This is a genomic window from Pseudomonas sp. WC2, from assembly GCF_050586545.1.
Classification (GTDB): Bacteria; Pseudomonadota; Gammaproteobacteria; order Pseudomonadales; family Pseudomonadaceae; genus Aquipseudomonas.
Window position 1 is genome coordinate 19,033 of the sequence record NZ_JBOBDR010000009.1, and the last position, 26,098, is coordinate 45,130.

A 26,098-nucleotide genomic window follows, 5' to 3' on the forward strand; every position below is an offset into this window, starting at 1 on the left:
ACCGCTCAACGTGGCACCACGGTGGTGACTGAGGCGGTCAATGTGATGCGCGATCTGTCGAAGCACATGCAAACCGCCGGCGAAGGTATCGAAGCGCTAAACGAACAGTCGCTGGTGATCGGCACCATCGTCAAAACCATCAGCGGCATTGCTGAACAGACCAACCTGCTGGCGCTCAATGCGGCGATCGAAGCGGCGCGCGCCGGTGAACAGGGCCGTGGTTTTGCCGTGGTCGCGGACGAAGTTCGGCAACTGGCCTCGCGCACCAGTCAGGCGACGGATGAGATCGTTGGCGTGGTCCGGCAGAACCAGGAAATGGCGCGTAACGCCGTGGCGCTCATGACCGACGGTAAGCTTCAGGCTGAACAGGGATTGGCGCTGGCGGCCGAGGCGGGCACGGTGATTGTCGAGATTCAGGACGGTGCGCAGAAGGTCGTCAACGCAGTGGGCCAGTTTGCCAATCAACTCTCCCACTAATCTCCACTGATCCATTGTGGGAGCGAGCCTGCTCGCGAAGGCTTCAGTTCACTCAGCAGTGCTGTTGACTGACACACCGCTTTCGCGAGCAGGCTCGCTCCCACAGGTTCTGTGTTTCTTCAGTGGCAGCGCTACAATCGGCTCTTTTTCCTCCGGAGCAGATCCCATGAGCGATTCCCACCGCCGCCCGGTGCCCCTGAACAAGGCCTACCGTTTGCTCAATCACGGGCCCACCGTACTGGTCAGCGCTGCCCACGATGGCCAACGCAACATCATGGCTGCCGCCTGGGCCATGCCGCTGGATTTCGAGCCACCGAAAGTCGCCGTCGTCCTCGACAAATCCACCTGGACCCGGCAACTGCTCGAAGCGTCCGGCACCTTCGTGCTCAACGTGCCTTGCGTCAATCAGGCGGACATCGTGCAAACCGTCGGCAATACCTCGGGCCTGGACATCAGCCAAACCCAAGGGCAAGACAAGTTTCAAGCGTACGGCCTGCAAACCTTCAGCGGCGAACACGTGGAAGCGCCGCTGCTCGAAGGTTGCGTCGCCTGGCTCGAATGCCGTTTGCTGCCGGAGCCGCGCAATCACGAACAGTACGACCTGTTTCTCGCTGAAGTCATCGCCGCCCATGCCGATGATCGCGTGTTCAGCGACGGGCGCTGGCATTTCGAAGGGCATGATGGGTTGCGCACCTTGCACCATGTGGCCGGCGGGCATTTCCTGACGATTGGTGATGCGGTGGATGGCAAGACTTTGTCGGTTTGAATGGCCGTCGATGGCAAAACATTGCTGGATGTTGCAAGGTAGAGGGCATCGTCGAACCGATCAGGCGCACGCCCCATGGATCTTTCCCCTTCGAGTTACCTGGCTCCGTTGCTGTCGCTGGCGCTGTTGTGGACGGTGGCGGTGGTCACGCCCGGCCCGAACTTCTTCAACATCGCGCAACTGGCGGTCAGCCGTTCCCGCCGACACGGTGTCGTCGCGGCGCTCGGCGTCGCCAGCGGAACCGTGTTGTGGGGGCTGGCGGGGGGCTTGGGCATTCAGTCGTTGTTCAGCGCCGCGCCGACGCTGTACCTGAGCTTCAAGATTGCCGGCGGCTGCTACCTGATCTATCTCGGGCTCAAGCAGTTCAAGCGCAAGGCGCCGATCGTCCCGGGCACGCTCGATGCCTCGGAGCAGACATTGCTCGGCGCATACGGACGGGGCTTTCTGGGCAACATGACCAACCCCAAGTCAGCACTGTTCGTCGCCACCATCTTCGCCACCGCCATGCCGGCTCACATTCCGCCACTGTTACTGGCATTGGCAGTGCTGACCATGGCGACGTTGTCGTTCAGCTGGTATTGCTGCGTGGCGCTGTTCTTCGCCAGTCGCCGGATTGCCGGTGTGTATGAGCGTTCGCGGCAATGGCTGGATCGCTTCGCGGGCGGTTGCTATCTGTTGTTTGGGGTGCATCTGGTGGCTAATCGCTGAGCCATAGATCTTGGATGTGAAAGCTGTGTGGCCTCGTAGGCTTCGATAAGGCTGATCATGATGTCGAAGTGATCGCCTTCAGGAGTACCCGGTACTGGCTCGTTGTCGAAAAGTGCAGACACGTTTTTGAGCGCCGCACGATAGTCGTCTTCGTTATGAATTGGGCTTACGTTCACGGATTACTCCACTTCAAAGGAGTCCGCCTCATAGGGCAATAAGAGAGGCCAGGTTTATTCCGGGCAACGCCAGGAAATAAGAATCCGATGTCTTCCCGGCATCGGATTTTTTATGCATTACGAAAACTGCGTAACCGGCTGAACGTTATCCAGCGCCTGATTCACCGCCAACTCACTCAGCATGACGATTTGCGCGATACCCAGCGCGGTCTTGCGGTGCGCGGTATCCAGCACGGCGGCGAAATTGTTGAGCATCTCGGTGACCGAACCCAAGGACTCACTGGCATTGGCCAGCAGCGATTCGGTGTCGTAAACCGGGTTGGCGAGGTACATGGGTTCAGCTACGCGGGCGGACGCCATGATTTGAATGGTCGGTTTGAGGTAGTGGTCGAGGGCGCGGTCGGCCGCTTCGTTGAGTTTTTTGCTGTCGATCGTTGCGTACGGGGATGTTGGGTCGGTGTTTGTTTCGGGGGGATTGGGTGTTGGTTTTTTCATGGTGTTCTCCGATCAGGATAGGAGCTGGCCGATTCGGTTTCCGAACGAATAGGTGGCAGCTGTGCGCAGGTTGGAAACCCGGGGAACGGAGAACCCGGTTGACCCTAAGGTCTCCCACGCACAGCCGCCATAACGGAGTGCACACCATAGAGGTGCGCAAGGATACGTTATGAAAGGCGCTTGTGCGCTCGGTTCTACTCGGGGTTTCCAATCCCGGTCACTGAATTGGCAGCGACGAGTACAGCCTAGAGAGCTGACGTCCGACGGACAACCTGAAAACCTTGTGGGACGGTTCTCTGTTTGCCTCGAAGCTTTTAAACATCCCGATTTGAAATAAGCCGTGTGCTTAGCAAAAGGCCTACTTCGCGGTAAGCCTTTTCTTTTTGCCTCGTAGCCTCAGTCCCCCAACGCTTCGCCTTCACGCCGTGGATCCGCGCCACCTTCCAGCGACGCTTTGCCCTGCGCATCCTTGACCCGCACGATGGCTTGGGTGCCGCTGGTCATGTCGATTTCATTCACCGCATGCCCTTTGTCTTTCAGCGCCTGGATCAGCGCCGGGCTGAATTGGCCTTGTTCCAGTTCGGTGGGGCCGTTGCGGCTGCCGAAGTTGGGCAGGCTGATGGCGCTTTGCGGGTCGAGGTTCCAGTCGAGCAGGCCGACGGTGGTTTTCGCCACGTATTCGATGATTTGCGAACCACCGGGCGAGCCGACGGTGGCGACGAATTCGCCGCTGTGGCGATCAAAGATCAGCGTTGGCGCCATCGACGAGCGCGGGCGTTTGCCGGGCTCGACGCGGTTGGCGACTTTCTGTCCGTTTTCTTCGGGGATGAACGAGAAGTCGGTCATCTGATTGTTCAGCAGAAAACCCTGAACCATCAGGTGCGAACCGAACGCGGCTTCGATGGTGGTGGTCATCGACACCGCACCGCCGAGGTCATCCACTGCGACCACTTGCGAGGTGGAGATGCGCAGCGGCGAGCGGTCCGGCGCGTAGGCCACTTGTACGCCCGGCGGTGTGCCCGGTTGGGCGCTGCCCATGCTGCGTTCGCCGATCAGGCTGGCGCGGCTGGCCAGGTAACCCGGGTCGACGAGGCCTTTGACCGGCACCGGCACGAAGTCGGTATCGGCGACGTATTGCGCGCGGTCGGCGTAGGCCAGACGTTCGGCTTCGGCGATCAAATGCACGGCTTGCGGATCTGGTTCAATGCCCGCCGGTTTGTCGGTTTTCACTGGTTTGAGCGGCGTCAGGGAAAGACGTGGGTCGCGGGTTTCCAGCGCCTGCAGCGTACCGAGAATCTGCGCCACGGCAATCCCGCCCGACGACGGTGGCGGCATGCCGCAAACTTGCCAGCGTTTGTAATCGGTGCACAGCGGCGCGCGTTCCTTGGCCTGATAGCGCTGCAGATCGCTGAGCGTCAGGCTGCCGGGGTTGGCGTGGCCCTGCACCTTGGCGACGATTTCTTCGGCGATCGGGCCTTTGTACAACGCATCCGCGCCTTCGTTGGCGATGCGTTTGAGCACCGCAGCCAGGGCCGGGTTTTGCAGGCGCGTGCCGACGGCTTTGACGCTGCCATCGGCGTTGAGGAAATACTTGGCCATGTCCGGCGACTGGCGGATCACCGGGTCTGACTCCAGCAACGCATGCAAACGCGGGGAGATCGCAAAGCCTTGCTCGGACAGTTTGATCGCCGGTTCAAACAGCTTCGCCCATGGCAGACGACCGTGTTGTTTATGTGCCATTTCCAGCGCGCGCAACACGCCCGGCGTACCCACCGAACGACCGCCGATCTGTGCCTGCGGAAACGACATCGGCTGGCCATCGGCACGCAAGAACAGCTTCTCGGTGGCGCCGGCCGGTGCGGTTTCGCGGCCGTCATAGGTGCGCACCTGTTTACCGTCCCACAACACGATCATCGCGCCGCCGCCGATCCCGGACGACTGCGGCTCAACCAGGGTCAGCACCGCTTGCATCGCAATCGCCGCATCAATCGCCGAACCGCCCTGACGCAGCATCTCCCGACCGGCTTCAGCAGCCAGTGGATTGGCAGCGGCGGACATGTGTTGGCTGGCGTGGCGGGTTTGCAGATCGGTGCGGTAACCGGAGGCGGCTTCAGGGGCCAGCGGCAAGGTCGAGGAGGGCGGGGCGTTGCACGCGGTGAGGGTCAGGGCGCTGATGATCAGCGTCAGGGCTGGCAGGCGAAAGCGGCTCAAGGGCAAGGCTGAAAACACGCGGGCTCTCCGTCCGTGGATAAAAAGTCTCAGGGACTGTATCGACCGCCCGGTCGCGACGCAAACCGGTGGGCATTTTTGTCTTTCTTTTCGGGGCGGATGTTCGCTAGGGTCAACCTCAAACTCATCGAATTGAAATTCGCTCCCACAATTACAAGATCAACAAGAGGCTGATATGCACAGCGAGTTCCCCTCCGAGTCCAGCTACCGTGATCAACGCGAACGGTTCATCGCCGCCGCCAATGCCGCCGGCGCCACGCTCACCTCCTACGCACATCCACGCTGCGGGCCATTCGGCGAACCCCTGAGTACCGACGTCGCCGTACTCGGCGATCCGCAGGCCAAACGCCGACTGGTAGCGCTCAGCGGTACCCACGGTGTCGAGGGCTATTACGGCTCGGACTGTCAGATCGAATGGCTGAAAACCCTCGAACCCGGCTCACTGCCCAAGGATGTCGCGGTGATTATGGTTCACCTGATCAACCCATGGGGCACGGCCTGGTTGCGCCGCGTCAACGAAGACAACATCGACCTCAACCGCAATCACCTCGATTTCACCCGGCCTCTTCCAGACAACCGCGCTTATGCCGCACTGCATGAAATCTACGCCTGCACCGATTTGCACGGCCCCGAGCGCCAACGCGCGGATGCCTTGCTCGATGCGCAGATCAACGAGCACGGCTGGCCGGCGGTGATGTCGATTGTCGAGGGCGGTCAGCACAGCCATCCCGACGGCCTGTTTTACGGCGGCCGCGCGCCGAGCTGGTCGAATCGCACGTTGCATCAAATCATCGACGCACATGTGGCTGGCGCTGAGACGGTGATGTGTTTTGATTTGCACACCGGTGCTGGCGAATACGGTCATCCGATGTTACTGACCATCACCCAAGCGCCTTACCCGGCACTCGCGCAGGCCCAGGCGATCTACGGCCCATGGCTTTACACGCTGCACACCGGCGCCGATATCTTGAGCGAAACCGGTGTGGCGGCGACGGCTACCGGGTACACCTCGCAGGCGTTGCTCAATGCTTTACCGGACGTGCAGTTGATGCCGTTCGTGATCGAGTGCGGGACTTATCCGGGGCCGGATGTACATCGGCATTTGCGCGATGACCACTGGCTGCATCTGCATGGCGATCCGCTGGACGCGACGGGGCGGGGGATCAAAGTGAATCTGCTCGAGCAGTTCTATCCGGCTGATCCGGATTGGCGGGCGATGGTGGGGCTGCGGACTCGGCAGATTTGGGCGAAGGGGTTGGCAGCCCTTTCGGAAGAGCGCTCTGACTAGGTTTTCCATCTCGCTGTGGTGAGGGGATAGATCTCCGCGCTACGAAGTCGGTAATCATCTTGACCTATAAAAAAGCACTTATTGCTTAAAACCAGGCAGTCCTTTAACGGCACGCCATTCCTTAACAGCCTTCGTAATCCCCTCGGCGGAATTGTCTTCTCCTTGTTCGGGATAAAAAATCAGGTCGGTTCCATCCGGGTGGCCTGTGAGCAGCCTGAATTGTGCCAGCAGTTCACCAAGCTCCGAATCCGTTCCACTTTTGTTTGTTGCTCGTATTTTTTCGATGAAGCGGATAAATTCGGTTTCAGTGTATTCAGATATTTTTTTCATGTGCGTTCACTGTCTTTTGTGTTGGCTGATGTGATTCTTAGGTGTGTTGACTCGCAGGTTGTCTACGTCATAAACAGCGCCACCGTCTGCTATCCGCTCGACGTGATGTATCTCAAATACTCCGCGCGTGCCCACAGCCTCTCTATCTCGAACCGCGGGTGCGTTACCTGACATCAAACGATCCTGAGCATTTTGATTGAACTGACTAAACAGTTCTGGATCATTCACAACTTCAGTCCAAAACGCTTTTCTGAAGGCATCAAAGCTTGAAAACTCCCGCCCCCGCAGCCTATCCGCAATCCGTGTCGGAATCGGCGCACCGATCCCCGTTCCCGCCCCAGCAAGCCAGATCCCCGACACATCCTCACCAACCCCCGTCACCGTACCCGGCGTCAGTCTGGCCGGCCTCGAAAACACCACATATAGCGACTTAAGCCCAGTGTCCGCCGGGAACACCAGAATACAATCCTCGGCAGTCATGTCCTCGCCGGGCAGGCCTTCTATCTGGCTGTCGGTGTTCTCCGCGATTGGATGAACAAGGATCGTGTTCAGTTGCTCGCCGTGTTCGGATAGACCAGCGGCGGCATTGAACCGAGTGGTCCGCGCTGCGGCGTCCACAAAATGGTAATGCCGTTGAGCTTGGCCTCCATCGCGGTCTTGTCGCTGTTCCACTCGACTTTGACAGTACGCACCGTGTCATCGCCCGAAGCGCCGGAGTGGATGCCGTAAACCTGCATGACTCCTTCGGCATCACGCCGAAACTGGAAGCGCACACGAGTGGGTGCGCGGCTCATGCGGCGCAGTTGTTCGTCGGTGTGCAGCGTGCCGTCGCCCATGCGGGTCGGCAGCATTGCGAGGATGAACACGCTGGCCGGCCCAGCAGCGCCGCGAATCGCCCAGTTGAGGCGCTGTTGCAGAATCCCGCCGCCCGCCAAACGCCCCAGGCCCAGATCGGCACCAATCGCCGTCGCGACAGCGGTGCTGGCGGAGGGCAGGAGCATGGCGCCGGCGACCATGATCTTGCCGAAGTTGCTGGCGGGTTCGGGGGCCGTACCAGCGTCCGTTCGGCACCAGTTACCCACAGTGCAGGATTTGGCGAACACCTGATTTTCGCGGGGCTTGGGCGTTGGCCACTCATCCTCTTCGATGTACACCGGTTCCGGCGTTTTGGGCAGCAACCACCCGCCCCATGAATCGCCACGGTAGCCGCGCTTGCGGGGCCAATCTTCATCGAAAAGGGATTTGAATCGAGCCATGACAACTCCCTGTATGGCTTTGAATCGAGCCAGGGAAGCTTGTCGGTCAATGGGGGATTCGGGCAAACCGGTGAGGTGAGTTTCAGGCGCGTGGTTTTACGAAAAATCCAATTCGTACCTGAGTCGAACCTCTTTCCTACGGATGCTTCTGGACCGATTGATTCATATGAGCCAGCGGTGTTTTGCGCTTGTAGTCTTCCGGTTTGGATGGAGGGGGTATCTGAATTTTTCCTACAGATTTTTCAGGTCGACAACTTACGCGCCTTTACCTGAGGATGTTTTCTGTTGTTTTTCCAGGATGGATTTCAGATGAAAAGGATGAGTCCGTTGCCAATCAACTCTATTTTCAGTCGGCCATTGTCATGAGTATTTCCAATGAGGATCGCGATTTTCTGGTGGCGATGGGCAGTCGCATTGCTCACTTACGCACAGTGCACGAGATTACACAGACTCGGTTTGCACGGGCATTGGGTCTTTCCCGGCAGACCTTTCAGGGTTACGAGGAGGGCACGCGCAGTATGCCGGTCACGACGCTGGTGAAGATGGCGTTTGCGCTTCGCGTGCCTGTTGAAGACCTGCTCGGGGTTCCCCCGCATACGGAGACTCCCAGACGCAGCTTGACCTCGACGTGGTATCGACGGCTGCAGTCCATCAATGAGCTTTCGAAGGTTCAACAGAAGGTCATTGCGCAGATGCTCGACGCACTGATCGCACAGGCAGCGACCAAAGCGAGCGACGAAGAGAAGGATGTATTGAAGTAACCGATTACCGAGACTTTTCTCGAGGCATAAAAAAACGGCCTACCTTTCGGTAAGCCGTTTTTAGTACTTGGTGGCTACACAGGGACTTGAACCCCGGACCCCAGCATTATGAATGCTATGCTCTAACCAACTGAGCTATGTAGCCAAGTGGCGCGCATTATTCCCCTGAAATGGAAAAGCGTCAAGCGTAAATTTAAAAATTTTTTCTACGCTTTCAACCGTTTATCAAAATCACTGACTCAGCAGCGGCGAAGGGCAGCGTTGGAACCAGCGGCTGGCCTGCTCATACGCGTGTGCCAGTTGCAGGACAGCGAAGTCGGCCTGGTGCTTGCCGATGATTTGCAGGCCCATCGGTAAACCCTGCGAATTGAATCCGGCCTGGACGTTGGCCACCGGGCAACCCGACAACGTGCCGGGAATGACCACCTCCATCCAGCGGTGATACGTGTCCATCGCCACACCTTCGATAGACGTTGGCCACGGCTGGGTCTTGTCGAACGGAAACACTTGGGCGCTGGGCAGCAGCAGATAATCGTATCGTTCGAACAGACGAGAAATCGCCCGATACCAATCGCTGCGCACCACCGAGGCTGCAAACACTTCGCTGGCCGACAGCGTCAAGCCATTTTCCACTTCCCAAATCGCCTCCGGTTTCAGCAACGCGCGTTTCTGCGGATCGGCATACGTCGCGCCCAATGACCCCGCGACCATCCAGTGCCGCAACGTCCGCCAGCTGCTCCACAGCCGCTCAGGCGCGAAACCGGGATCTACCGACTCAACATGACAGCCAAGGCTCTCAAAGTCTGCAAAGGTCTTCTCGCACAGCGACAGCACGCCTTGCTCCATCGGCATATAACCGCTGAAGTTGCCCAGCCAACCCAACCGCGTGCCTTTGAAATCACGCCCCAGCGGCGCCGCAAACGCCTCCCCAGATTCAGCGATCGACAACGGCGCCCGCGCATCACCGCCAGCCTGCACCGACAACAGCAACGCCGCATCTTTCACACTGCGCGCCATCGGCCCTTCATAACCGAGCTGATCGAAAAACAGATCGGCACTGTCATCAAACGGCACACGTCCCTGCGACGGGCGAAAACCAAAAATGTTGTTGAACGCCGCCGGATTACGCAGCGACCCCATCATGTCGCTGCCATCGGCCACCGGCACCAGATGCATCGCCAGTGCCGCCGCCGCACCGCCACTGCTGCCACCCGCCGTTTTACTCGGGTCATACGCGCACGCGGTGGCGCCAAACAGCGGGTTGTAACTCTGCGAACCGAGGCCGAATTCCGGAGTGTTGGTCTTGCCGATAATGATCGCGCCGGCTGCCTTGATCCGCTCGACCATGATGCCGTCGCGCTCGGGCACAAAGTCCTTGTACAGCGGCGAGCCGAGCGTGGTGCGAATGCCCTGGGTCAGGGACAGATCCTTGATCGCATGAGGCAAGCCATGCATCCAGCCACGGTATTGGCCACACGCCAGTTCGGCATCGCGTTCATCGGCCTGAGCCAGCAGATGTTCCGGTGACTGCAGGCTGATAAGCGCATTCACCAACGGATTGAAACGTTCGATATGGGCAAGGTAAGTCTGCATCACTTCCCGGCAGGAAACCTGGCGCAGGCGGATGCGTTCGGCGAGCGCGTGGGCCTGCAACAGGACCAGTTCGCTGATGTTATTAGAGTTCATTGCAAGCGGCCTTTCAGACGGCTGGAAAAACGCCCCGCCAGTGCGACGGGGCGGTAGCGATCAACGCATCAGGTTGGTCCAGAGACGGTCAGCGAGGCGGATCGCGCCTTCACCGCAAGTCTTGCTGAACACCACGTTGGTGCCCTCGGGAATGTGCAGTTCCGGCGCGTCCTTGAGCGCCGGATCAAGGAACGGTTCGACGCCTTTGATCGGGCTCTGGTGCTTGAGGAAATTCTGCGTCATCGCCGAGTTTTCCGGCTGGCTGAGGAAGGCGATGAACGCCTTGGCATTTGCCGGATTCTTGCTGCCGGTGGGGATGACCATGTTGTCGACCCAGGCCAGCACGCCTTCTTTCGGGTAGAGGTATTTCAGCGTCGGTTTCATCTCGCGAGCACGCATCGACGAACCGCCCCAGAACATCGACATATCGATTTCACCCGAGGCGAGGTTTTCGCGAATCGAGCCGGCCTTGGAGCTGTAGGTTTTCACGAACGGCTTCTGCGCCTTGAGCAGCGTCAGCACCTGCTGCATCTGTTTCGGGTCTTCGCTGCACAGCGGAATGTTCAGATACAGGCTAGCCATGTCGACCATGTCGCTGACCGAGTCGAACATGTTGATGCGTCCCTGCAATTCGGCTGGCGGCTCGTACAAAACCTTGTAGCTGTCAGCCGGGCCTTTGTAGCGTGCGCTGTCGAGGACGACGCTGGTGGTGCCCCAAATGAACGGCACTGAATACGCGCCTTCCGGGTCCCAACTCGGTTTTTTCAGGTTATCCACAACGCTGGCGTAGTAGGGTTCTTTGACCGGGTCGAAGCGTTCCAGCAGGTTTTCCTTGATCAGGATCGGCACGAACTGGTGCGACGGAATCGCCACGTCATAACCGGCGCCACCCTGTTTCAATTTCGCCAGCAGCGTCTCGTTGGAATCGTAGGAGTCGACGGTGACTTCGATGCCGGTTTGCTTCTGAAACTTGGCGAGAATCTCCGGCGAAAAGTAGCCGCTCCAGCTCACCACGTTAAGTTTCTCGGCGGCCTGAACACTGCCCGTCATCGCCAGCGGCACCGTCAGAAACAACGAAGTGCCAACGCTTTTTATCCACTTGCTCATGCTATTTCCCCACAGGTCGTAGAAGGTTCAGGCGTTCTTTTTGCCCAACAGGTAAGAGAGGCTGACGAACAGCACCGAGACGCCGAGGATCAGCGTCGACACGGCGTTGACGTCGGGTGTCACGCCCATCCGTAGCAGGCCGAAGATGAAGATCGGCAGGGTCGTGGTGCCGGCCTGCGAGACCATCATCGAGATCACGAAGTTATCCAGCGAGACGATGAAGGCCAGCATCAGCCCGGAGAAAATCCCCGGCATCAACAGCGGCAAGGTCACTTTGCGAAAGGTTCGCCAAGGGCCGGCGTAGAGGTCGGCGGAAGCTTGTTCCAGCGACAGGTCCATGTCGTTCAACCGCGCACGGATCGGCAGGTAGGCGAAGGGGATGCAGAACACCGTATGGGCGATGATCAGGTTGCCGTAACCCAGCGACAGACCGATGGTGGAGAACAGCGCCAGCGTCGCCACACCGACGACAATTTCCGGCAACACCAGCGGCAACATGATCGCGCCCATCGACAATTGCAGGCCCTTGAACTTGGCGCCGCGCGAGGTGCCGAGTGCGGCGAGGGTGGCAATCGCCGTGGCGATCATGCTTGCGCAAACGGCGATCAACAGGCTGTTGCCGGCGGCTTGGCGCAAGGCCTGATTGGCGAACGCGGCGCGATACCAGTCGAAGCTGAAACCGGTCCACACCGTCGCCGATTGGTTGGCGTTGAACGAGAACACCACCAGCACCACGATCGGCGCGTAGAGGTACAGATAGAACAGAAAACTGAAGCCGCCGAAACCGGGGAAGTCCTGCACGCCCAGCCCTTTGCGTTTGAATAGCGCGAGCATTACGCACCTCCTTTGGCGATGCGCTGGCGCTCGGCGCGCAAGGCATACACGGTCAGCACCAGCATCACCGCGGCCATCAGCACCAGCGACAACGCCGCGCCAAACGGCCAGTTACGCGCATCGCTGAACTGGCGGAAGATCAGGTTGCCGAGCATCATTCGCGTGCCGCTACCGAGCAGTTCCGGAGCGATCATCGCGCCCAGGCACGGAACGAAGGTGAGGATGGCGCCGGCGAGAATTCCCGGTTTGGCGATTGGCAAAACCACTTTGCGTAACGTACGAACGCGGCCGGCGTAGAGGTCCTGCGCCGCTTCGAGCAGGCGGATATCCATCTTTTCCAGCGTCGCGTAAATCGGCAACACCACGAACGGCGCATAGGTGTAAACCAGCCCCAGCAGCACCGCGCCGTCGGTGTACAACAACTGCAGCGGTTCATGAATAACGCCCATGCCCATCAGGCTGTTGTTGATCACTCCGGTGTTACGCAGCAGCAGAATCCAGGCGTAGGTGCGGATCAACAGGTTGGCCCAGAACGGCACGGTGATCAGAAAGATCAGCAAACCACGGCGATGCGCCGGTTGCATGGCCAGCCACACGGCGACCGGAAAACCGATCAGCAATGTGATGATGGTGGTCAGTCCGGCAATCCCGATCGAGCGTAAAGCGATGATCAAATACGAATCGGCAAACGCGAGGCTGTCGTCCAGTTGCCGCTCGAACAGCAGCGAAGTGTAGGCGTCACTGCTGAAGACTTTGTTGACCCCGCCATAGGGGTTGGCCTCCATCAGCGAATAGCCGATGACGATGAGGATCGGCACCACCAGAAACAAACAGATAGCGATCAGCGCCGGGCTGACCCCAAGGAAACTCTGGAAGGCTTTGCGCCGCTCCAGCGTGTTGGCAATCGGTAAGGCATGCATGGCAATTCCTCCGGCTCAATCGTGCAGGACGCTGGCGCTACCCGAGTCGAACAACAGACCAGCCTGACTGCCGACGGCAAACCGCAGGCTCTGGTCGACGCAATTGGGTGTACGCACGGTGAGGCGCGAACCGTCGCTGAGGCTGACCTGATATTGCAGGTCGGTGCCCAGATAGATCTGCGCTTCGATCCGGCACGGCAGCGCGGTTTCGGTAGCCGCTGGCACCAGATGCAGACGCTCAGGGCGCACCGACAAGCTGACGTTGGCGCCGACCTGCACATCGCTGCACGGTTGCGCAGGCAGCGGATGCCCGGCAGGCCCGGCGAACCACGCCTTCCCGTCCTCGACGCGAGTGACGGTGCTTTCGATGAAATTGGTTTCGCCAATGAAGTCAGCGACGAAGCGATTACGCGGGCGTTCGTAGATGTCTTCCGGCCGACCTACCTGCTGCACCTCGCCTTCGGAGAGCACAGCGATGCGGTCGGACATGGTCAGCGCTTCTTCCTGGTCGTGGGTGACGAAGATGAAAGTGATACCGGTCTTGGCCTGAATGGTTTTCAACTCTTCACGCATCGCTTGGCGCAGCTTGAGATCGAGCGCGGAAAGTGGCTCATCGAGCAGCAACACTTTCGGATGCGGTGCCAAAGCACGGGCGAGGGCGACGCGTTGCTGCTGACCGCCCGACAGTTGCGCCGGTTTGCGGTTGGCGAAGCGCTCCATCTGCACCAGCGCCAACATCTCGCGCACACGTTCGGCGATTTGCGTCTTGGTGAGGACTTTGCCCATCGGCTGTGATTCGAGGCCGAAGGCCAGGTTCTCGGCGATGCTCATGTGTGGGAACAGCGCGTAATGCTGAAACACCGTGTTGACCGGACGTTGGAACGGCGGGCGATCAGCGATGTTTTCGCCGTAGAGCAGGATCTCGCCTTCGGTGGGAAATTCGAAACCGGCGATCATCCGCAGCAGCGTGGTTTTGCCGCAGCCGGACGGGCCGAGAAGGGTGAAGAATTCGTTGTCGCGGATGTCCAGGTCGATGCTTTTCAGCGCCACCGGGCCTGTGTGCGGATCACCGTAAACCTTGCGCACCGAGCGGATCGAGACCGCTAGCGTTTGCAGCGAATGCAGAGCATTCATGCGTTACCTCCGATTCCCCCATCGCCTGCGACTCGCTGTGAAAAGCGTTGCCGTCGGGCCATGGATATTATTTTTTTGGGCAGGATCGAGATTGCGTTCAGGTGTGAAACCAGCTGTTTTTTTGTTTTGCTGTGGCTTGATTATCAGCCAGGGGTTGCGCGGCGCGACACTTCAATTTAAACATGGCAGGTGTTAGTTAATTTAACAGCCGAAGGTGCCAGGAATCATGCCCGACCACCGTTTGCCGCCGCTCAATGCGGTGCGCGCTTTCGATGCCGCCGCCCGTTTGGGCAGCTACGTCGAAGCCTCGAAAGCCCTGCACGTGACCCAACCTGCGATTGGCCGCCATGTGAAATTGCTTGAGGACTGGTTGGGTATTCAATTGTTCGAGCGCACCTCCCGCGGGGTCAACCTGACGCCGGCGGGGGAGAAGTACCACCGCAAGATCAGTGCCGCGCTGCAGTTGATTATCGAGGCGGGCAAGGAAGCGCAGCCGAAAGATGCCGAGCGTTGGCTGCGAATCATGGTGGTGCCGGGTTTCGCCAAGCGCTGGTTGATGCCTCGGATCGAAGCGCTGCGCCATCTGCGCCCGGGATTGAAACTGGCGATCGAGCCCAATTCGACCTTCACCGAAGTGGACGGCAAGAGCGCAGATCTGGGCATCGTTTATGGCCTCGATGGGCAATACGCCGACTCACGGGAAGCTTTGATTTGCCCACGGGTATTTCCGATCTGCACGCCAACGTATTTGGCCAGCATTGCACCGATCAAGAGTCCGGCGGACCTGGTCAGAAACGATCTGATCCACGTCGATGACGGCGAATGGTGGAACCTCTGGTTCGCCGCGCACGACCTCGATATCCATCTCAATTCTGACATGCTCTACGTCAACAACGATCACGCGCTTTCAGTCGCCGAGAGCGGGCAGGGCATCGCGCTGGCCAACGAGGTGCTGGTGCGTCATGAACTCGCCAGCGGCAAACTGGTGCGCGCGGTCGACGCTCAGGTGAAGCTTGAGAGTTATCGGGTGCTGACGCCGTCCGCCGAACTCTCGGCGGATGTGGCGTGGTTTATTCAATGGCTCAAGGCTGAACTGGAAGCGGACTTTCCCGAGGCCGTGATCAACTGAGGCGGAAGCGTGCGGTGTTGTCGCTCAATGCTTTGCTGCCCTGGCTCAGAGTGTCCGCCGCCAGGTTTACCGCCCGTGCGCCTTCCAGCAAACGAACGGCGGCCTGATCGACCTGCTGAATATTGCCGCTGACTTCATCGGCGGTGCTCGCCTGTTCTTCAACTGCCGTGGCGATCTGCGCCAAGGTATCGGTGACGCTCTGCACGGCGCTGGCGATTTCGCCCAAACGCTCACCGAGACCGGTGACCGACTCGGCATCGGTTTGCGCCTGACCGCACGCCGCTTCCATCAAACTCACGGCTTCGTTGACCGTGGCGCGCAAGCTGTCGACGGTGCCGGCGATCTGCGCGGTGGACGATTGCGTGCGTTGCGACAGACTGCGTACCTCATCAGCGACCACGGCGAAACCGCGACCCTGTTCACCGGCACGCGCAGCTTCAATGGCCGCGTTGAGCGCGAGTAGATTGGTTTGTTCGGCAACGCCGCGAATGGTGTCGACCACCAGTTGAATCTGCTGGCCTTGCTCGCTGACTCGACCGAGTGCCGCTGCGGTGTCGTTCAAACGCTGGTTGAGCTGCTGAATACTGGCCGTGGTGCGCTGGCTGTCGCGGCTGCTGTCGGCAGCTATGCGCCGGGTGTGCTGAGCGCTGCCGGAGGCCTGCTCGCAACTCTGCGCCACGCCTTGCGAGGTGGCAGCCAATTGTGTGGCGGCTGCGGCGATCTGACTGATCTGCAACTGTTGCGCTTCGACTTCGCTGAGAGCGCCGCTGGAGTGCTCGTTGAGACTGCGCACGGCATGGCTCAACTGCGAGGTCTCGTAATCGACGCCGAGCATGCTCGCGCGCAGTTGCACCACGGCGACGTTCAGGGCGGTGCTGATCGCGGCCAGTTCATCGCGGCCCACCACTGGCACTTGCAAACTCAGGTTGCCGTCGCGCAGGGCTTCGGCGAGCAGGGTGATGCCACTGGCGCTGCGGCGGATCGAGGCTTGCAGGCAGACAAACAGATACAGCGCCGCGAGCAGCAGGCAACCGAAGATCGCCGCGACGAGGATGAACTGACGGATCGCTGAGCTGTGGTAAGCGTCGAGGCGCTGATCCAGCGACACCAATGATTGCTGGCGCAGGGCGGCGAGGTCGGTCAGCAGGGCGTCGAGGTTGCGTTCAAAGTCGTCGGGCTTGAGCGTGATGCTCCCGCCGAACACGCCGTCGTCGAGCACCTTCAAACCGCTGTCGAGGCGTTTCAGGCTGTCGTGGTATTGGCTGGCCCAGCTCTGCTGATCTTTCGGCAAGCGTGCTTCGAGCAGCGTGGCGGTTTTCACCAGTTGCTCGCGGGCATCGCCGATGCGGCTGCGCAAGTCGCGCAATTGCAGACGGCTTTGCAGAGTGAATTGTCCGGAGACGACCGAGGCCTGGCCGACGGCAGCGAGGCGACCGACGCGTTCAATCAAGTCCGGCGCGTGTTGCGTGGAGATTTGCGTCAGCAGGTAGGTTTCCAGCCACGGCGCGAGGGTCAGGCGATTGTCCATGACGATCTGCTCGCGCAACGCCTGCAGGGCGCTGAGGGCGTTGGTGAAGCGGTCGTAGCCGTCCGGCCACCAACCGACACCGCTGAGGCTTTTCGAATCCAACCCGTTCAGCGCGGTTTGCAGCGCCTGATAGCGGCTGAGGGTTTCGCCTTCGGCACCTTCGTTTTTCAGCGCGTTACCCAAGTCCGTGGTGGCTTGCAGAACTGCCGGTTGCACCGCGTCGAACGCAGCCATGGCGGCGAGAGTGGCTGGCGTCGGTTGACGGTTGGTTTCCGTGGCGCGCCAGCGGGCGGCGCGGTCACGTTGGGCGGCGAGCAGGTTGTCCAGCGCATCCAGCGCGAGCAACTGACGCACGCCGGCGCGTTCGCCGGAAATCAGATTGAGCTTGTCGCGATAGTCCTGGCCGATCATCAACAGGCTGCCGGCCAACGGCAGAATGAACAGCAAAAACAACAACTGGAATTTACCTGCGAAGCCAAACCGCCCCAGCAATTTGATCCCCGGTGAAAGGAAAGCCTGCATGCCTCATGACTCCTCTGGACACCACGCACCAATGGCGTGCATCGCGGTCGTTCGACGTTGATGTTGTGCCCTGCTAAAAGGCCTCGAAAGTTCACTCTCGCCCGCTCTGTAGGCTGGCTCTGTAGCGAAACTTCCCATTGTCGGCGCCCTTTGTAAGGGCGCCGCGTTCAAGGGAAGTAGCAAGGCAAGATTCAGACCATGGCGTTGCGCTATCACCTTGCAGTCGATGGCCAGTCAGTTAGTTAGCTGGCTAAGGGGATGGCGCTGGCGCACTGAAAAATGGCACATTGACGCACCTGCCTGCGTGCACCCATCTGCTGTCCGGAAACTTCCATGGCTATCAGCAACGTTCAGACCGCCGCTGCCTCGGCGCCCGCTGCTCCTCAAAGCAGTCCCCTGGTGATGCGTATCATCGGCGCGGTGGCGCTGGCGCATTTGATCAACGACCTGATCCAGTCGGTCTTGCCTTCGATCTACCCGATGCTCAAGACCAATTACGGCCTGACCTTTACTCAGGTCGGCCTGATCACCCTGACCTTCCAACTGACCGCGTCGCTGCTGCAGCCGTGGGTCGGTTATCACACCGATCGGCATCCGAAGCCGTGGCTGTTGCCGGCCGGTTCGATCTGCACGTTGATCGGCATCGTGATGATGTCGATGGTCGGCAGTTTTCCTTTGATTCTGTTGGCGGCGGCGCTGATCGGTATCGGTTCGTCGACGTTCCACCCGGAAGCCTCGCGGATTGCGCGCCTGGCCTCAGGCGGACGCTTTGGTCTGGCGCAATCGACCTTCCAGGTCGGCGGTAACGCGGGTTCGGCGTTCGGTCCGTTGCTGGCGGCGGCGATCATCATTCCGTTCGGTCAGGGCAACGTGGCGTGGTTTGGCCTGTTCGCGGTGTTTGCGCTGTTCGTGCTGTACCGCATCAGTCGCTGGTACGCCCATCACTTGAATCTGTTCAAGCTCAAGGCCGGTCAGGCAGCGACTCACGGGCTGTCGAAGGGCAGGGTGACGAGTGCGTTGGTGGTGCTCGGTCTGCTGGTGTTCTCCAAGTATTTTTACATGGCCAGCCTGACCAGCTATTTCACGTTTTACCTGATCGAGAAGTTCGACCTGTCGGTGGCCAGTTCGCAGCTGCACTTGTTCCTGTTTCTCGGAGCGGTCGCGGCGGGGACGTTCTTCGGTGGACCGATTGGCGACAAGATCGGGCGTAAGGCAGTGATCTGGTTCTCGATCCTCGGCGTGGCACCGTTCACGCTGCTGATGCCCCACGTTGATCTGTTCTGGACCACTGTCCTCAGCGTGGTGATCGGCTTCATTCTCGCTTCGGCGTTTTCGGCCATTGTGGTGTATGCGCAGGAACTGGTGCCGGGCAATGTCGGGATGATTGCCGGAATCTTCTTCGGTCTGATGTTTGGTTTCGGCGGGATTGGCGCGGCGTTGCTGGGGCATCTGGCGGATATTCACGGGATTGAGTACGTGTATTTCCTGTGCTCGTTCTTGCCGTTGTTTGGCGTGTTGGCGATCTTCTTGCCGCGTACCAAAAAGGCCTGATTCACACATTTCCCATTGTAGGAGCGAGCCTGCTCGCGAATGCGGTATGTCATCCGCAGATATGTGGCTGACACTCCCTCTTCGCGAGCAGGCTCGCTCCCACATAGGGAATAGGTTCGGCAGTAAATTTCAGGCACAAAAAAGCCGCGTATCAAACGCGGCTTTTTCTTGGGCGTAACGCTTACACGTTGAAGCGGAAGTGCATCACGTCGCCGTCTTTGACGATGTAATCCTTGCCTTCCAGACGCCATTTACCGGCTTCTTTGGTGCCGGCTTCGCCCTTGTACTGGATGAAGTCGTTGTAGGCGATCACTTCGGCGCGGATGAAGCCTTTCTCGAAGTCGGTGTGGATCACGCCAGCAGCCTGAGGTGCGGTAGCACCGACTTTGACGGTCCAGGCGCGGACTTCTTCGACACCGGCGGTGAAGTAGGTCTGCAGGTGCAGCATCTCGTAGCCGGCGCGGATCACGCGATTCAGGCCAGGCTCTTCCAGGCCCAGGGCCTCGAGGAACATGTCTTTTTCTTCGCCGTCATCGAGCTCGGCGATTTCTGCTTCGATCTTGTTGCAGACCGGAACGACCATTGCGCCTTCTTCTTCGGCGATGGCGCGAACCACGTCCAGGTGCGGGTTGTTCTCGAAACCGTCTTCAGCGACGTTGGCGATGTACATGACCGGTTTGGTGGTCAGCAGGTGGAAGCCCTTGATCACTGCTTTTTCGTCAGTGCTCATGTTCTTCATCAGGCTGCGTGCCGGCTTGGCTTCGGTGAAGTGCGCGATCAGTTGCTCAAGCAAGGCTTTCTGAACGACGGCGTCCTTGTCACCACCCTTGGCGTTGCGCGCGACTTTCTGCAGTTGCTTCTCGCAGCTGTCGAGGTCGGCGAAGATCAGTTCCAGGTCGATGATTTCGATGTCGCGCTTCGGGTCGACGCTGTTGGAAACGTGGATCACGTTTTCGTCTTCGAAGCAGCGCACGACGTGAGCGATCGCATCGGTTTCGCGGATGTTGGCGAGGAACTTGTTGCCCAGGCCTTCACCTTTCGAGGCGCCGGCAACCAGGCCCGCGATGTCGACGAATTCCATGGTGGTCGGCAGGATGCGCTTCGGATTGACGATGGCGGCCAAGGCTTCCAGACGCGGATCCGGCATCGGCACGATGCCGCTGTTCGGCTCGATGGTGCAGAAGGGGAAGTTCTCGGCCGCAATCCCGGATTTGGTCAGGGCGTTGAACAGGGTGGACTTGCCGACGTTAGGCAGGCCGACGATGCCGCAATTGAATCCCATGGTGTTTCCCCTCGGAGTAGAGTCAGGCCTTCTGGCTGTGCAGGTTTTTCATCGCGCGGTTCCATTCACCGGCGAGGATATCCGGCAGCACGCCGAGGGCAAAGTCGATGCTGGCATCGAGTTTTTCCTGTTCGGCGCGTGGCGCACGACCCAGGACGAAATTTGAAACCATACTGGCCACGCCCGGGTGGCCAATGCCAAGCCGCAGGCGGTAGAACGTATTCTGATTGCCCAGTTGCGCAATGATGTCGCGCAACCCGTTGTGACCGCCATGGCCGCCGCCCTGCTTGAGCTTGGCAACGCCCGGAGGCAAGTCGAGTTCGTCGTGCGCCACGAGGATTTCTTCAGGCTTGATGCGGAAGAAACCGGCGAGTGCCGCCACGGCCTGGCCGCTGCGGTTCATGTAGGTGGTGGGAATCAGCAGACGAACATCCTGACCCTGATGCGAATAGCGCCCGGTCAGGCCGAAATATTTGCGATCGGCCACAAGAGTCACATTGTGTGCGTGGGCGATGCGCTCAACAAAAAGGGCCCCTGCGTTATGCCGGGTCTGGTCGTATTCGGCGCCTGGATTTCCCAGGCCAACGATCAGTTTGATGGCAGTCACGATAGGGGCCCTTCCTTTGAGTGGTGGATAACATCGCCGCAATCAGGGATAGCGGCGAAAGTGGACGAAAAATGCTCATTTACCATGAATGTAAACTCCGCGTTCTCGCCCGCTTTCTCGCTACGTTCCAGTCCGCGATGTTACTTGCTCACTCAGGCTGAACAGAGTGAATTACTCTGCTGCGCCTTCTTCAGCTTCTGGAGCAACGCGTGGAGCGTGTACGTTTGCAACAGCTTTGTCGTCACCGTGAGCCAGTGCAACGAACTCAACGCCTTTAGGGGCTTTGAGGTCGGACAGGTGAACGATTGCGCCGATTTCCAGAGCCGACAGGTCGACTTCGATGAACTCAGGCAGATCCTTCGGCAGGCAAGTTACTTCGATTTCGTTCAGGACGTGCGAGATCTCGCCGCCTTTCTTGATCGGAGCTTCTTCGCCAACAAAGTGCACAGGCACGATAGCGGTCAGTTTCTGGCCGGCCACGACGCGTACGAAGTCAGCGTGCAGAACGTGACCCTTGGACGGGTGACGTTGCAGAGCTTTGATGATGACGTTCTGCTTTTTGCCGCCAACGTTCAGTTCGATAACGTGGCTGTAAGCAGCATCGTTTTCGAGCAGTTTGGCAACTTCTTTGGCCAGCATGCTGATGGATTCAGGGGCTTTTTCGCCACCGTAAACAACAGCTGGAATCAGAGCGGCGAGACGACGCAGGCGGCGGCTCGCACCTTTCCCCAGGTCGGAACGCACTTCAGCATTCAGAGTAAAATCGTTCATTTTGTATCTCCAAAATAGCCATGACCGAGTGGCGTTTGCGACCAGCGCCGAACACGGTATGGGCAAAAAAGCCCCGCCCCGGCAGGAATGCCGGGGCGGGGCGCTTTTCGTCAACGAGACATTTCGAGAAGGGCAGGGCCCTTAACGGAACATCGCGCTGATCGATTCTTCATTGCTGATGCGGCGAACCGCTTCGGCAACTACCGGTGCGATATCCAGTTGACGGATACGTGCACAGGCTTGTGCTGCAGCGGACAGCGGGATGGTGTTGGTCACCACCAGTTCGTCCAGCACGGAATTTTCGATATTCTCGATGGCCCGACCCGACAGCACAGGGTGTGTGCAGTAGGCAAAGACCTTGGCTGCGCCATGCTCTTTCAGGGCCTTGGCCGCGTGGCACAGAGTGCCGGCGGTATCGACCATGTCATCGACCAGAATGCAGGTACGCCCTTCGACATCACCGATGATATGCATCACTTCAGAGTGATTGGCTTTCTCGCGGCGTTTGTCGATGATCCCGAGATCCACGCCCAGGGATTTGGCAACGGCACGTGCACGCACGACGCCACCAATGTCCGGGGATACGATCATCAGGTTTTCGAAGCGCTGATCTTCAATGTCATCCACCAGAACCGGGGAGCCGTAGATGTTATCTACCGGAATATCGAAGAAACCCTGAATCTGGTCAGCATGCAGATCAACCGTGAGAACACGGTCGATGCCGACTACGGTAAGCATGTCAGCAACGACTTTCGCGCTGATAGCCACACGTGCGGAACGCGGACGGCGATCCTGACGGGCATAACCAAAATAAGGAATAACAGCAGTGATACGAGTAGCCGAGGAGCGGCGGAAGGCATCAGCCATCACTACCAGTTCCATCAGGTTATCGTTGGTCGGGGCGCAAGTCGGCTGAATAATGAAAACGTCTTTACCGCGAACGTTTTCATTGATCTCGGCAGTAATTTCGCCGTCGGAGAACTTACCGACAGAGATATCACCGAGAGGGATATGCAGCTGACGTACAACACGCCGAGCCAGATCGGGGTTAGCATTCCCCGTAAAGACCATCATCTTGGACACGCGCAGTACCTAGAGGCTGAGGGTAACCTGGATGAGTATAGAAAATGGCAGGGGCGGCTGGATTCGAACCAACGCATGGCAGGATCAAAACCTGCTGCCTTACCGCTTGGCGACGCCCCTGTATCTGTTGCATCAAGTGCCGTGCACTTGGTTCCTTTAGAGCAGACTTTGCAACTTGCGGTGCAACATCGAAACGTTGCTGCCTTTGGCTACAAACCCTGTAAGGGTCTCTGTCAGAAGGGCCGAGACTTTATCAGCTTCAGCTTTGCTTGGGAAGCCCCCAAACACACAACTTCCAGTTCCGGTGAGCTTTGCTTCGGTAAATTTACCTAACAAATCCAATGCGTTACGTACTTCTGGATAACGCCTTGCAACCACCGGCAAGCAGTCATTTCGACTGTTTCCCTCGGGAACGGGGCGCACTTTAATGGGCGGCGTGTTACGTGTCAACAAAGGATCGGAAAAAATTTCTGCCGTACTAACAGAGACTTGCGGCACGAGCACCAGATACCACGGTTCTTCCGGATCTACCGGGGTGAGTTTCTCGCCAACCCCTTCGGCGAAAGCTGCGTGGCCACGGACGAAAACCGGCACGTCGGCACCTAGCGAAAGGCCAAGAGCGGCGAGGCGATCTTCATCCCAACCCAACTGCCACAGATGATTCAGGCCGAGCAAAGTTGTTGCCGCGTTCGAACTGCCACCACCGATACCGCCGCCCATGGGCAGCACTTTATCGATCCAGATATCGATGCCGAGCGCGCAGCCTGACTGCTGCTGGAGCATTTTCGCCGCGCGGACGATCAGGTTGCTGTCGTGGGGCACGCCTGCGAATTCGGTGTGTAACTGAATCACACCGTCATCACGCACGGCAAAAGTGATTTCATCGCCGTAATCGACAAACTGAAACAATGTCTGCAACTCGTGATAGCCGTCTTCACGGCGACCGAGAATGTGCAGCATCAAATTGAGTTTGGCCGGCGAGGGCAGGGTCAGGCGTGCAGCGGTCATGGATTATTGTCCCAGCTTGCGCGGCTGCCAGGTCTTGATCACCAGCGTCACGTCCAGGTCGGTGCCGTGCAGCTTGATGCGCTCGGGCAACCAGTAGCCGTTTTGTTCGGTGTAAGCGGTGTATTCGACTTTCCAGCCATCCTGTTCGAGGCTGGCCAGACGGCTGTCGGCGTCCAGATTCAGGCGGCTTTTAGTGTCCGGAGCCGGCAGGCCACGCACCCACCAGGCCAGATTCGATACCGGCAACTTCCAGCCAAGCTGCTCTTCGAGCAGGGCTTCCGGAGATTGCGATTCGTAGCGACCCTGGTTGGCGACTTCCAGCGACACCTTGCCCGGACGCCCGGTCAGGCGTGCGGCACCACGACCCAGCGGGCCGGACAAACGGATGTCGTAGTAATCCTGACGTTGCAGCCAGAACAGCGTGCCGCTACCGGAATCTTTCGGGGCGCGGATGCCGATCTTGCCGTCGATCTGCCAGCCGTCGAGGCCGGTCAGTTGCTGTTTGTTCGCGGCCCATTGAGCCGGGCTGCCGTGGCCCTCGACCGATTCGCGAGTGCCAAAACCCGAGCAGCCGGCGAGCAGGGCGATGAAGCTGAAAACAATAACGTGGCGCAAAAACATGAGTTAAAGAGTCTCGGATCCGGTCAGGCGCTTGATGGTGCTGCGCAGAATGGTGCTGTCGGGCTGATCCTTGAGGAATTTGCCCCAGACTTGTTTGGCCTCGCGCTGATTGCCCTTGACCCACAACACTTCGCCCAGGTGCGCGGCGACTTCGTGATCAGGGAAACGCTCCAGCGCCTGACGCAGGTATTTCTCGGCGTCGTCCAGATTGCCCATGCGGAAATTCACCCAGCCTAGGCTGTCGAGTACCGCCGGGTCTTCCGGATTGATCTGGTGTGCCTGCTCGATCAGCGCTTTGGCTTCCGCGTAGCGCGTGGTGCGGTCAGACAGCGTGTAACCCAAGGCGTTGAGGGCCATGGCGTTGTCCGGATCACGCTTGATGATCAGCCGCAGGTCTTTTTCCATCTGGGCCAGGTCATTGCGTTTTTCCGCGAGCATCGCTCGGGTGTAAAGCAGATTCAGATCGTCCGGGTATTGCAGCAACGCTTGCTGCAAGACTTTCCAGGCCTTGTCGTCCTGTTTGTTGGCCGACAGGGTTTCCGATTCGATCAGGTACAACTGAATCGCGTAATCCGGTTGCTCGTCGCGCTGAGCGGCGAGTTTGCTTTGCGCTTCAGCGGTCTTGCCGTTGTTCATCAGAATATCGGCCTGACGCAATTGCGCCGGCAGATAGTCGTTACCCGGGCCGACCTGGGCGTACTCGATGAGCGCGCCTTGCGGGTCGTTGCGTTCTTCGGCGATGCGACCGAGGTTCAGGTGCGCCGAATCGACGTGGCTTTCACGGGCGATCAGGTCTTCCAGGTAACCCTTGGCCTCGTCCCAGGCCTTGGCTTCCAGGCAGACGAGCGCCAGCGAGTAGCGCAGTTCGTCGTCTTCCGGGTATTGCTGAACCAGGCTGGAGAATTCGACTTTAGCGTCGTCCATCCGATCCTGTTCAACCAGCATGCGCGCGTAAGTCAGGCGCAGGCGTTTGTCGTCCGGGTATTTCTTGATGCTTTTTTGCAGCAGCGGCAGTGCTTCGTCGCCACGGTTGAGCAACTGAAGCAGGCGCGCGCGCAGCAGGATCGGAGCGATCTCGCCGTCTTCCGGCGGATGGTCCTCGAGCAAGGCCAGTGCTGCTTTATTGTCGCCGTCCTGCTGCAGCAGCAGGGCTTTGCCGAAAATCAGCTGACTGTTGTTCGGATGACGCTGCAACAAACGGTCAAAACTTTTCATCAGACCGTTGCGGGTTTCCTGATCGGTGTCCGCTGCCGACAGCGCGAGGAAGTCGAAATGGGTGTCGCCCTTGCCCTGCAGGACTTTCTCCATAAAGACCATGGAGTCGTCATAACGCCCGGCGCGGGCCAGTTGCACGGCGGCGGCGCGTTGCGCTTCGAGATCGTCCGGCGCGTTTTTCGCCCAGATCAGCGCGGTATCGAGAGCCGGTTGATCGGCCCCCAGATATTCTGCGATGCGAAACGCACGCTCGGAGACGCCCGGATCCTGAGTGTTGATGGCCTGGGTCACGTAGTTATCCAGAGCAATGTCGAAACGATTGCGCTGGCCGGCGAGTTCGGCGCTCAACAGACTGAAAACGGTTTCCTCGCTGAACGAGCTGTAAACCTTGGGCTTTTCAGGCGCGGGCGTGGTGTCTTCAACCGACGGCGTACCGTCCGGCGACACGGGTGCCAAGGCCTGGCAGCCGCTGAGGAAGACAAAAGCGAGGAGCAACGCGGAAGATCTATTCATATAGGAGAAGGACGACTAACCTGCGGTCGGATCATCATGACACAAGCCTTCGGCCAAACATAACCGAGTCTCAATTGTGCCCATTATAGGGGGCAACGATT

Annotated in this window: 23 protein-coding genes, 2 tRNA genes and 3 pseudogenes; 7 read left to right on the forward strand and 21 right to left on the reverse strand. The window is 59.1% G+C overall.

The annotated features are described in order from the left end of the window. Positions 1 to 39 precede the first annotated feature (39 nt). The 3 genes and pseudogenes from ACQ4OE_RS12705 to ACQ4OE_RS12715 all read left to right on the forward strand — a co-directional run. Positions 40 to 477: pseudogene (locus tag ACQ4OE_RS12705) on the forward strand (methyl-accepting chemotaxis protein); the annotation flags it as partial. A gap of 166 nt (positions 478 to 643) precedes the next feature. Continuing rightward, on the forward strand, positions 644 to 1,243 hold the full coding sequence (locus ACQ4OE_RS12710) for a flavin reductase family protein (protein ID WP_430946834.1): 600 nt from the start codon (positions 644 to 646) through the stop codon (positions 1,241 to 1,243). A gap of 75 nt (positions 1,244 to 1,318) precedes the next feature. Then, positions 1,319 to 1,951 (forward strand): LysE family transporter, encoded by a 633-nt coding sequence (locus ACQ4OE_RS12715; RefSeq protein WP_122595490.1) that lies wholly within the window; start codon positions 1,319 to 1,321, stop codon positions 1,949 to 1,951. Between the two features lie 23 nt (positions 1,952 to 1,974). Here the strand turns inward: ACQ4OE_RS12715 and ACQ4OE_RS12720 are convergent. The 3 genes and pseudogenes from ACQ4OE_RS12720 to ggt all read right to left on the reverse strand — a co-directional run. After that, positions 1,975 to 2,127 (reverse strand): annotated as a pseudogene (locus ACQ4OE_RS12720) (transcriptional regulator); the annotation flags it as partial. Between the two features lie 117 nt (positions 2,128 to 2,244). Further along, positions 2,245 to 2,622, reverse strand: coding sequence for a DUF6124 family protein (locus ACQ4OE_RS12725; RefSeq protein ID WP_430946835.1), 378 nt, complete (start codon positions 2,620 to 2,622; stop codon positions 2,245 to 2,247). Between the two features lie 396 nt (positions 2,623 to 3,018). Then, a complete protein-coding gene (gene ggt / locus ACQ4OE_RS12730; protein ID WP_430946836.1) occupies positions 3,019 to 4,851 on the reverse strand; it encodes a gamma-glutamyltransferase in 1,833 nt (610 codons plus the stop codon). Between the two features lie 175 nt (positions 4,852 to 5,026). Here ggt and ACQ4OE_RS12735 point away from each other — a divergent pair, with 175 nt between their 5' ends. Next, on the forward strand, positions 5,027 to 6,139 hold the full coding sequence (locus ACQ4OE_RS12735; protein ID WP_430946837.1) for a DUF2817 domain-containing protein: 1,113 nt from the start codon (positions 5,027 to 5,029) through the stop codon (positions 6,137 to 6,139). A 78-nt stretch (positions 6,140 to 6,217) separates the two neighbouring features. Here the strand turns inward: ACQ4OE_RS12735 and ACQ4OE_RS12740 are convergent, their stop codons facing one another. The 3 genes and pseudogenes from ACQ4OE_RS12740 to ACQ4OE_RS12750 all read right to left on the reverse strand — a co-directional run. Beyond that, positions 6,218 to 6,469, reverse strand: a complete 252-nt coding sequence (locus ACQ4OE_RS12740) for a bacteriocin immunity protein (protein WP_122663052.1) — start codon at positions 6,467 to 6,469, stop codon at positions 6,218 to 6,220. A gap of 6 nt (positions 6,470 to 6,475) precedes the next feature. Continuing rightward, a complete protein-coding gene (locus ACQ4OE_RS12745) occupies positions 6,476 to 6,949 on the reverse strand; it encodes an S-type pyocin domain-containing protein (RefSeq protein ID WP_430946941.1) in 474 nt (157 codons plus the stop codon). Then, positions 6,944 to 7,725: pseudogene (locus tag ACQ4OE_RS12750) on the reverse strand (S-type pyocin domain-containing protein); the annotation flags it as partial. The pseudogene ACQ4OE_RS12750 and the gene ACQ4OE_RS12745, both read right to left, overlap by 6 nt. Positions 7,726 to 8,087: 362 nt before the next feature. Between ACQ4OE_RS12750 and ACQ4OE_RS12755 the strand changes: the two are divergent. Next, positions 8,088 to 8,486 (forward strand): helix-turn-helix domain-containing protein, encoded by a 399-nt coding sequence (locus tag ACQ4OE_RS12755; protein ID WP_430946838.1) that lies wholly within the window; start codon positions 8,088 to 8,090, stop codon positions 8,484 to 8,486. Between the two features lie 68 nt (positions 8,487 to 8,554). Here ACQ4OE_RS12755 and ACQ4OE_RS12760 read toward each other — a convergent pair. From ACQ4OE_RS12760 to ACQ4OE_RS12785, 6 genes are all read right to left on the reverse strand, one after another. Further along, positions 8,555 to 8,631 (reverse strand) — tRNA-Met (locus ACQ4OE_RS12760). An 86-nt stretch (positions 8,632 to 8,717) separates the two neighbouring features. Beyond that, on the reverse strand, positions 8,718 to 10,172 hold the full coding sequence (locus ACQ4OE_RS12765) for an amidase (protein ID WP_430946839.1): 1,455 nt from the start codon (positions 10,170 to 10,172) through the stop codon (positions 8,718 to 8,720). A gap of 60 nt (positions 10,173 to 10,232) precedes the next feature. Next, entirely contained in the window at positions 10,233 to 11,279 is a 1,047-nt protein-coding gene (locus tag ACQ4OE_RS12770) for an extracellular solute-binding protein (RefSeq protein ID WP_122595482.1), read from the reverse strand. Positions 11,280 to 11,306: 27 nt separating this feature from the next. After that, a complete protein-coding gene (locus tag ACQ4OE_RS12775; protein ID WP_122595481.1) occupies positions 11,307 to 12,113 on the reverse strand; it encodes an ABC transporter permease in 807 nt (268 codons plus the stop codon). After that, a complete protein-coding gene (locus ACQ4OE_RS12780) occupies positions 12,113 to 13,033 on the reverse strand; it encodes an ABC transporter permease (RefSeq protein WP_430946840.1) in 921 nt (306 codons plus the stop codon). The genes ACQ4OE_RS12775 and ACQ4OE_RS12780 overlap by 1 nt, the downstream gene beginning before the upstream one ends. A gap of 15 nt (positions 13,034 to 13,048) precedes the next feature. Next, positions 13,049 to 14,167, reverse strand: a complete 1,119-nt coding sequence (locus tag ACQ4OE_RS12785) for an ABC transporter ATP-binding protein (protein WP_430946841.1) — start codon at positions 14,165 to 14,167, stop codon at positions 13,049 to 13,051. A 226-nt stretch (positions 14,168 to 14,393) separates the two neighbouring features. Between ACQ4OE_RS12785 and ACQ4OE_RS12790 the strand changes: the two genes are divergently transcribed. Continuing rightward, a complete protein-coding gene (locus ACQ4OE_RS12790; protein ID WP_430946842.1) occupies positions 14,394 to 15,296 on the forward strand; it encodes a LysR substrate-binding domain-containing protein in 903 nt (300 codons plus the stop codon). On the opposite strand, the gene ACQ4OE_RS12795 is transcribed toward ACQ4OE_RS12790, so the two are convergent. After that, a complete protein-coding gene (locus ACQ4OE_RS12795; RefSeq protein WP_430946843.1) occupies positions 15,289 to 17,346 on the reverse strand; it encodes a methyl-accepting chemotaxis protein in 2,058 nt (685 codons plus the stop codon). The genes ACQ4OE_RS12790 and ACQ4OE_RS12795 overlap by 8 nt on opposite strands. 333 nt (positions 17,347 to 17,679) lie before the next feature. Between ACQ4OE_RS12795 and ACQ4OE_RS12800 the strand changes: the two genes are divergently transcribed. Beyond that, a complete protein-coding gene (locus ACQ4OE_RS12800) occupies positions 17,680 to 18,897 on the forward strand; it encodes an MFS transporter (protein ID WP_122595476.1) in 1,218 nt (405 codons plus the stop codon). A gap of 181 nt (positions 18,898 to 19,078) precedes the next feature. Here ACQ4OE_RS12800 and ychF read toward each other — a convergent pair whose 3' ends face one another. From ychF to ACQ4OE_RS12840, 8 genes are all read right to left on the reverse strand, one after another. After that, a complete protein-coding gene (ychF, locus tag ACQ4OE_RS12805) occupies positions 19,079 to 20,179 on the reverse strand; it encodes a redox-regulated ATPase YchF (protein WP_034156038.1) in 1,101 nt (366 codons plus the stop codon). 22 nt (positions 20,180 to 20,201) lie between these two features. Next, positions 20,202 to 20,786: an aminoacyl-tRNA hydrolase gene (gene pth / locus ACQ4OE_RS12810; RefSeq protein ID WP_430946844.1), complete on the reverse strand. Its 585-nt coding sequence runs from the start codon at positions 20,784 to 20,786 to the stop codon at positions 20,202 to 20,204. Positions 20,787 to 20,957: 171 nt separating this feature from the next. Continuing rightward, a complete protein-coding gene (locus ACQ4OE_RS12815) occupies positions 20,958 to 21,557 on the reverse strand; it encodes a 50S ribosomal protein L25/general stress protein Ctc (protein WP_430946845.1) in 600 nt (199 codons plus the stop codon). Positions 21,558 to 21,698: 141 nt separating this feature from the next. Continuing rightward, the gene (locus ACQ4OE_RS12820) at positions 21,699 to 22,640 is read right to left on the reverse strand and encodes a ribose-phosphate pyrophosphokinase (protein ID WP_003171603.1); all 942 of its coding nucleotides are present in this window, start codon (positions 22,638 to 22,640) and stop codon (positions 21,699 to 21,701) included. A gap of 45 nt (positions 22,641 to 22,685) precedes the next feature. Then, positions 22,686 to 22,760: transfer RNA gene (locus ACQ4OE_RS12825), tRNA-Gln, on the reverse strand. Between the two features lie 36 nt (positions 22,761 to 22,796). Beyond that, positions 22,797 to 23,648, reverse strand: a complete 852-nt coding sequence (ispE, locus tag ACQ4OE_RS12830; protein ID WP_430946846.1) for a 4-(cytidine 5'-diphospho)-2-C-methyl-D-erythritol kinase — start codon at positions 23,646 to 23,648, stop codon at positions 22,797 to 22,799. A 3-nt stretch (positions 23,649 to 23,651) separates the two neighbouring features. Continuing rightward, positions 23,652 to 24,269: a lipoprotein insertase outer membrane protein LolB gene (gene lolB, locus ACQ4OE_RS12835; RefSeq protein ID WP_053123767.1), complete on the reverse strand. Its 618-nt coding sequence runs from the start codon at positions 24,267 to 24,269 to the stop codon at positions 23,652 to 23,654. Between the two features lie 3 nt (positions 24,270 to 24,272). After that, the gene (locus ACQ4OE_RS12840) at positions 24,273 to 25,997 is read right to left on the reverse strand and encodes a tetratricopeptide repeat protein (RefSeq protein WP_430946847.1); all 1,725 of its coding nucleotides are present in this window, start codon (positions 25,995 to 25,997) and stop codon (positions 24,273 to 24,275) included. Positions 25,998 to 26,098 lie beyond the last annotated feature (101 nt).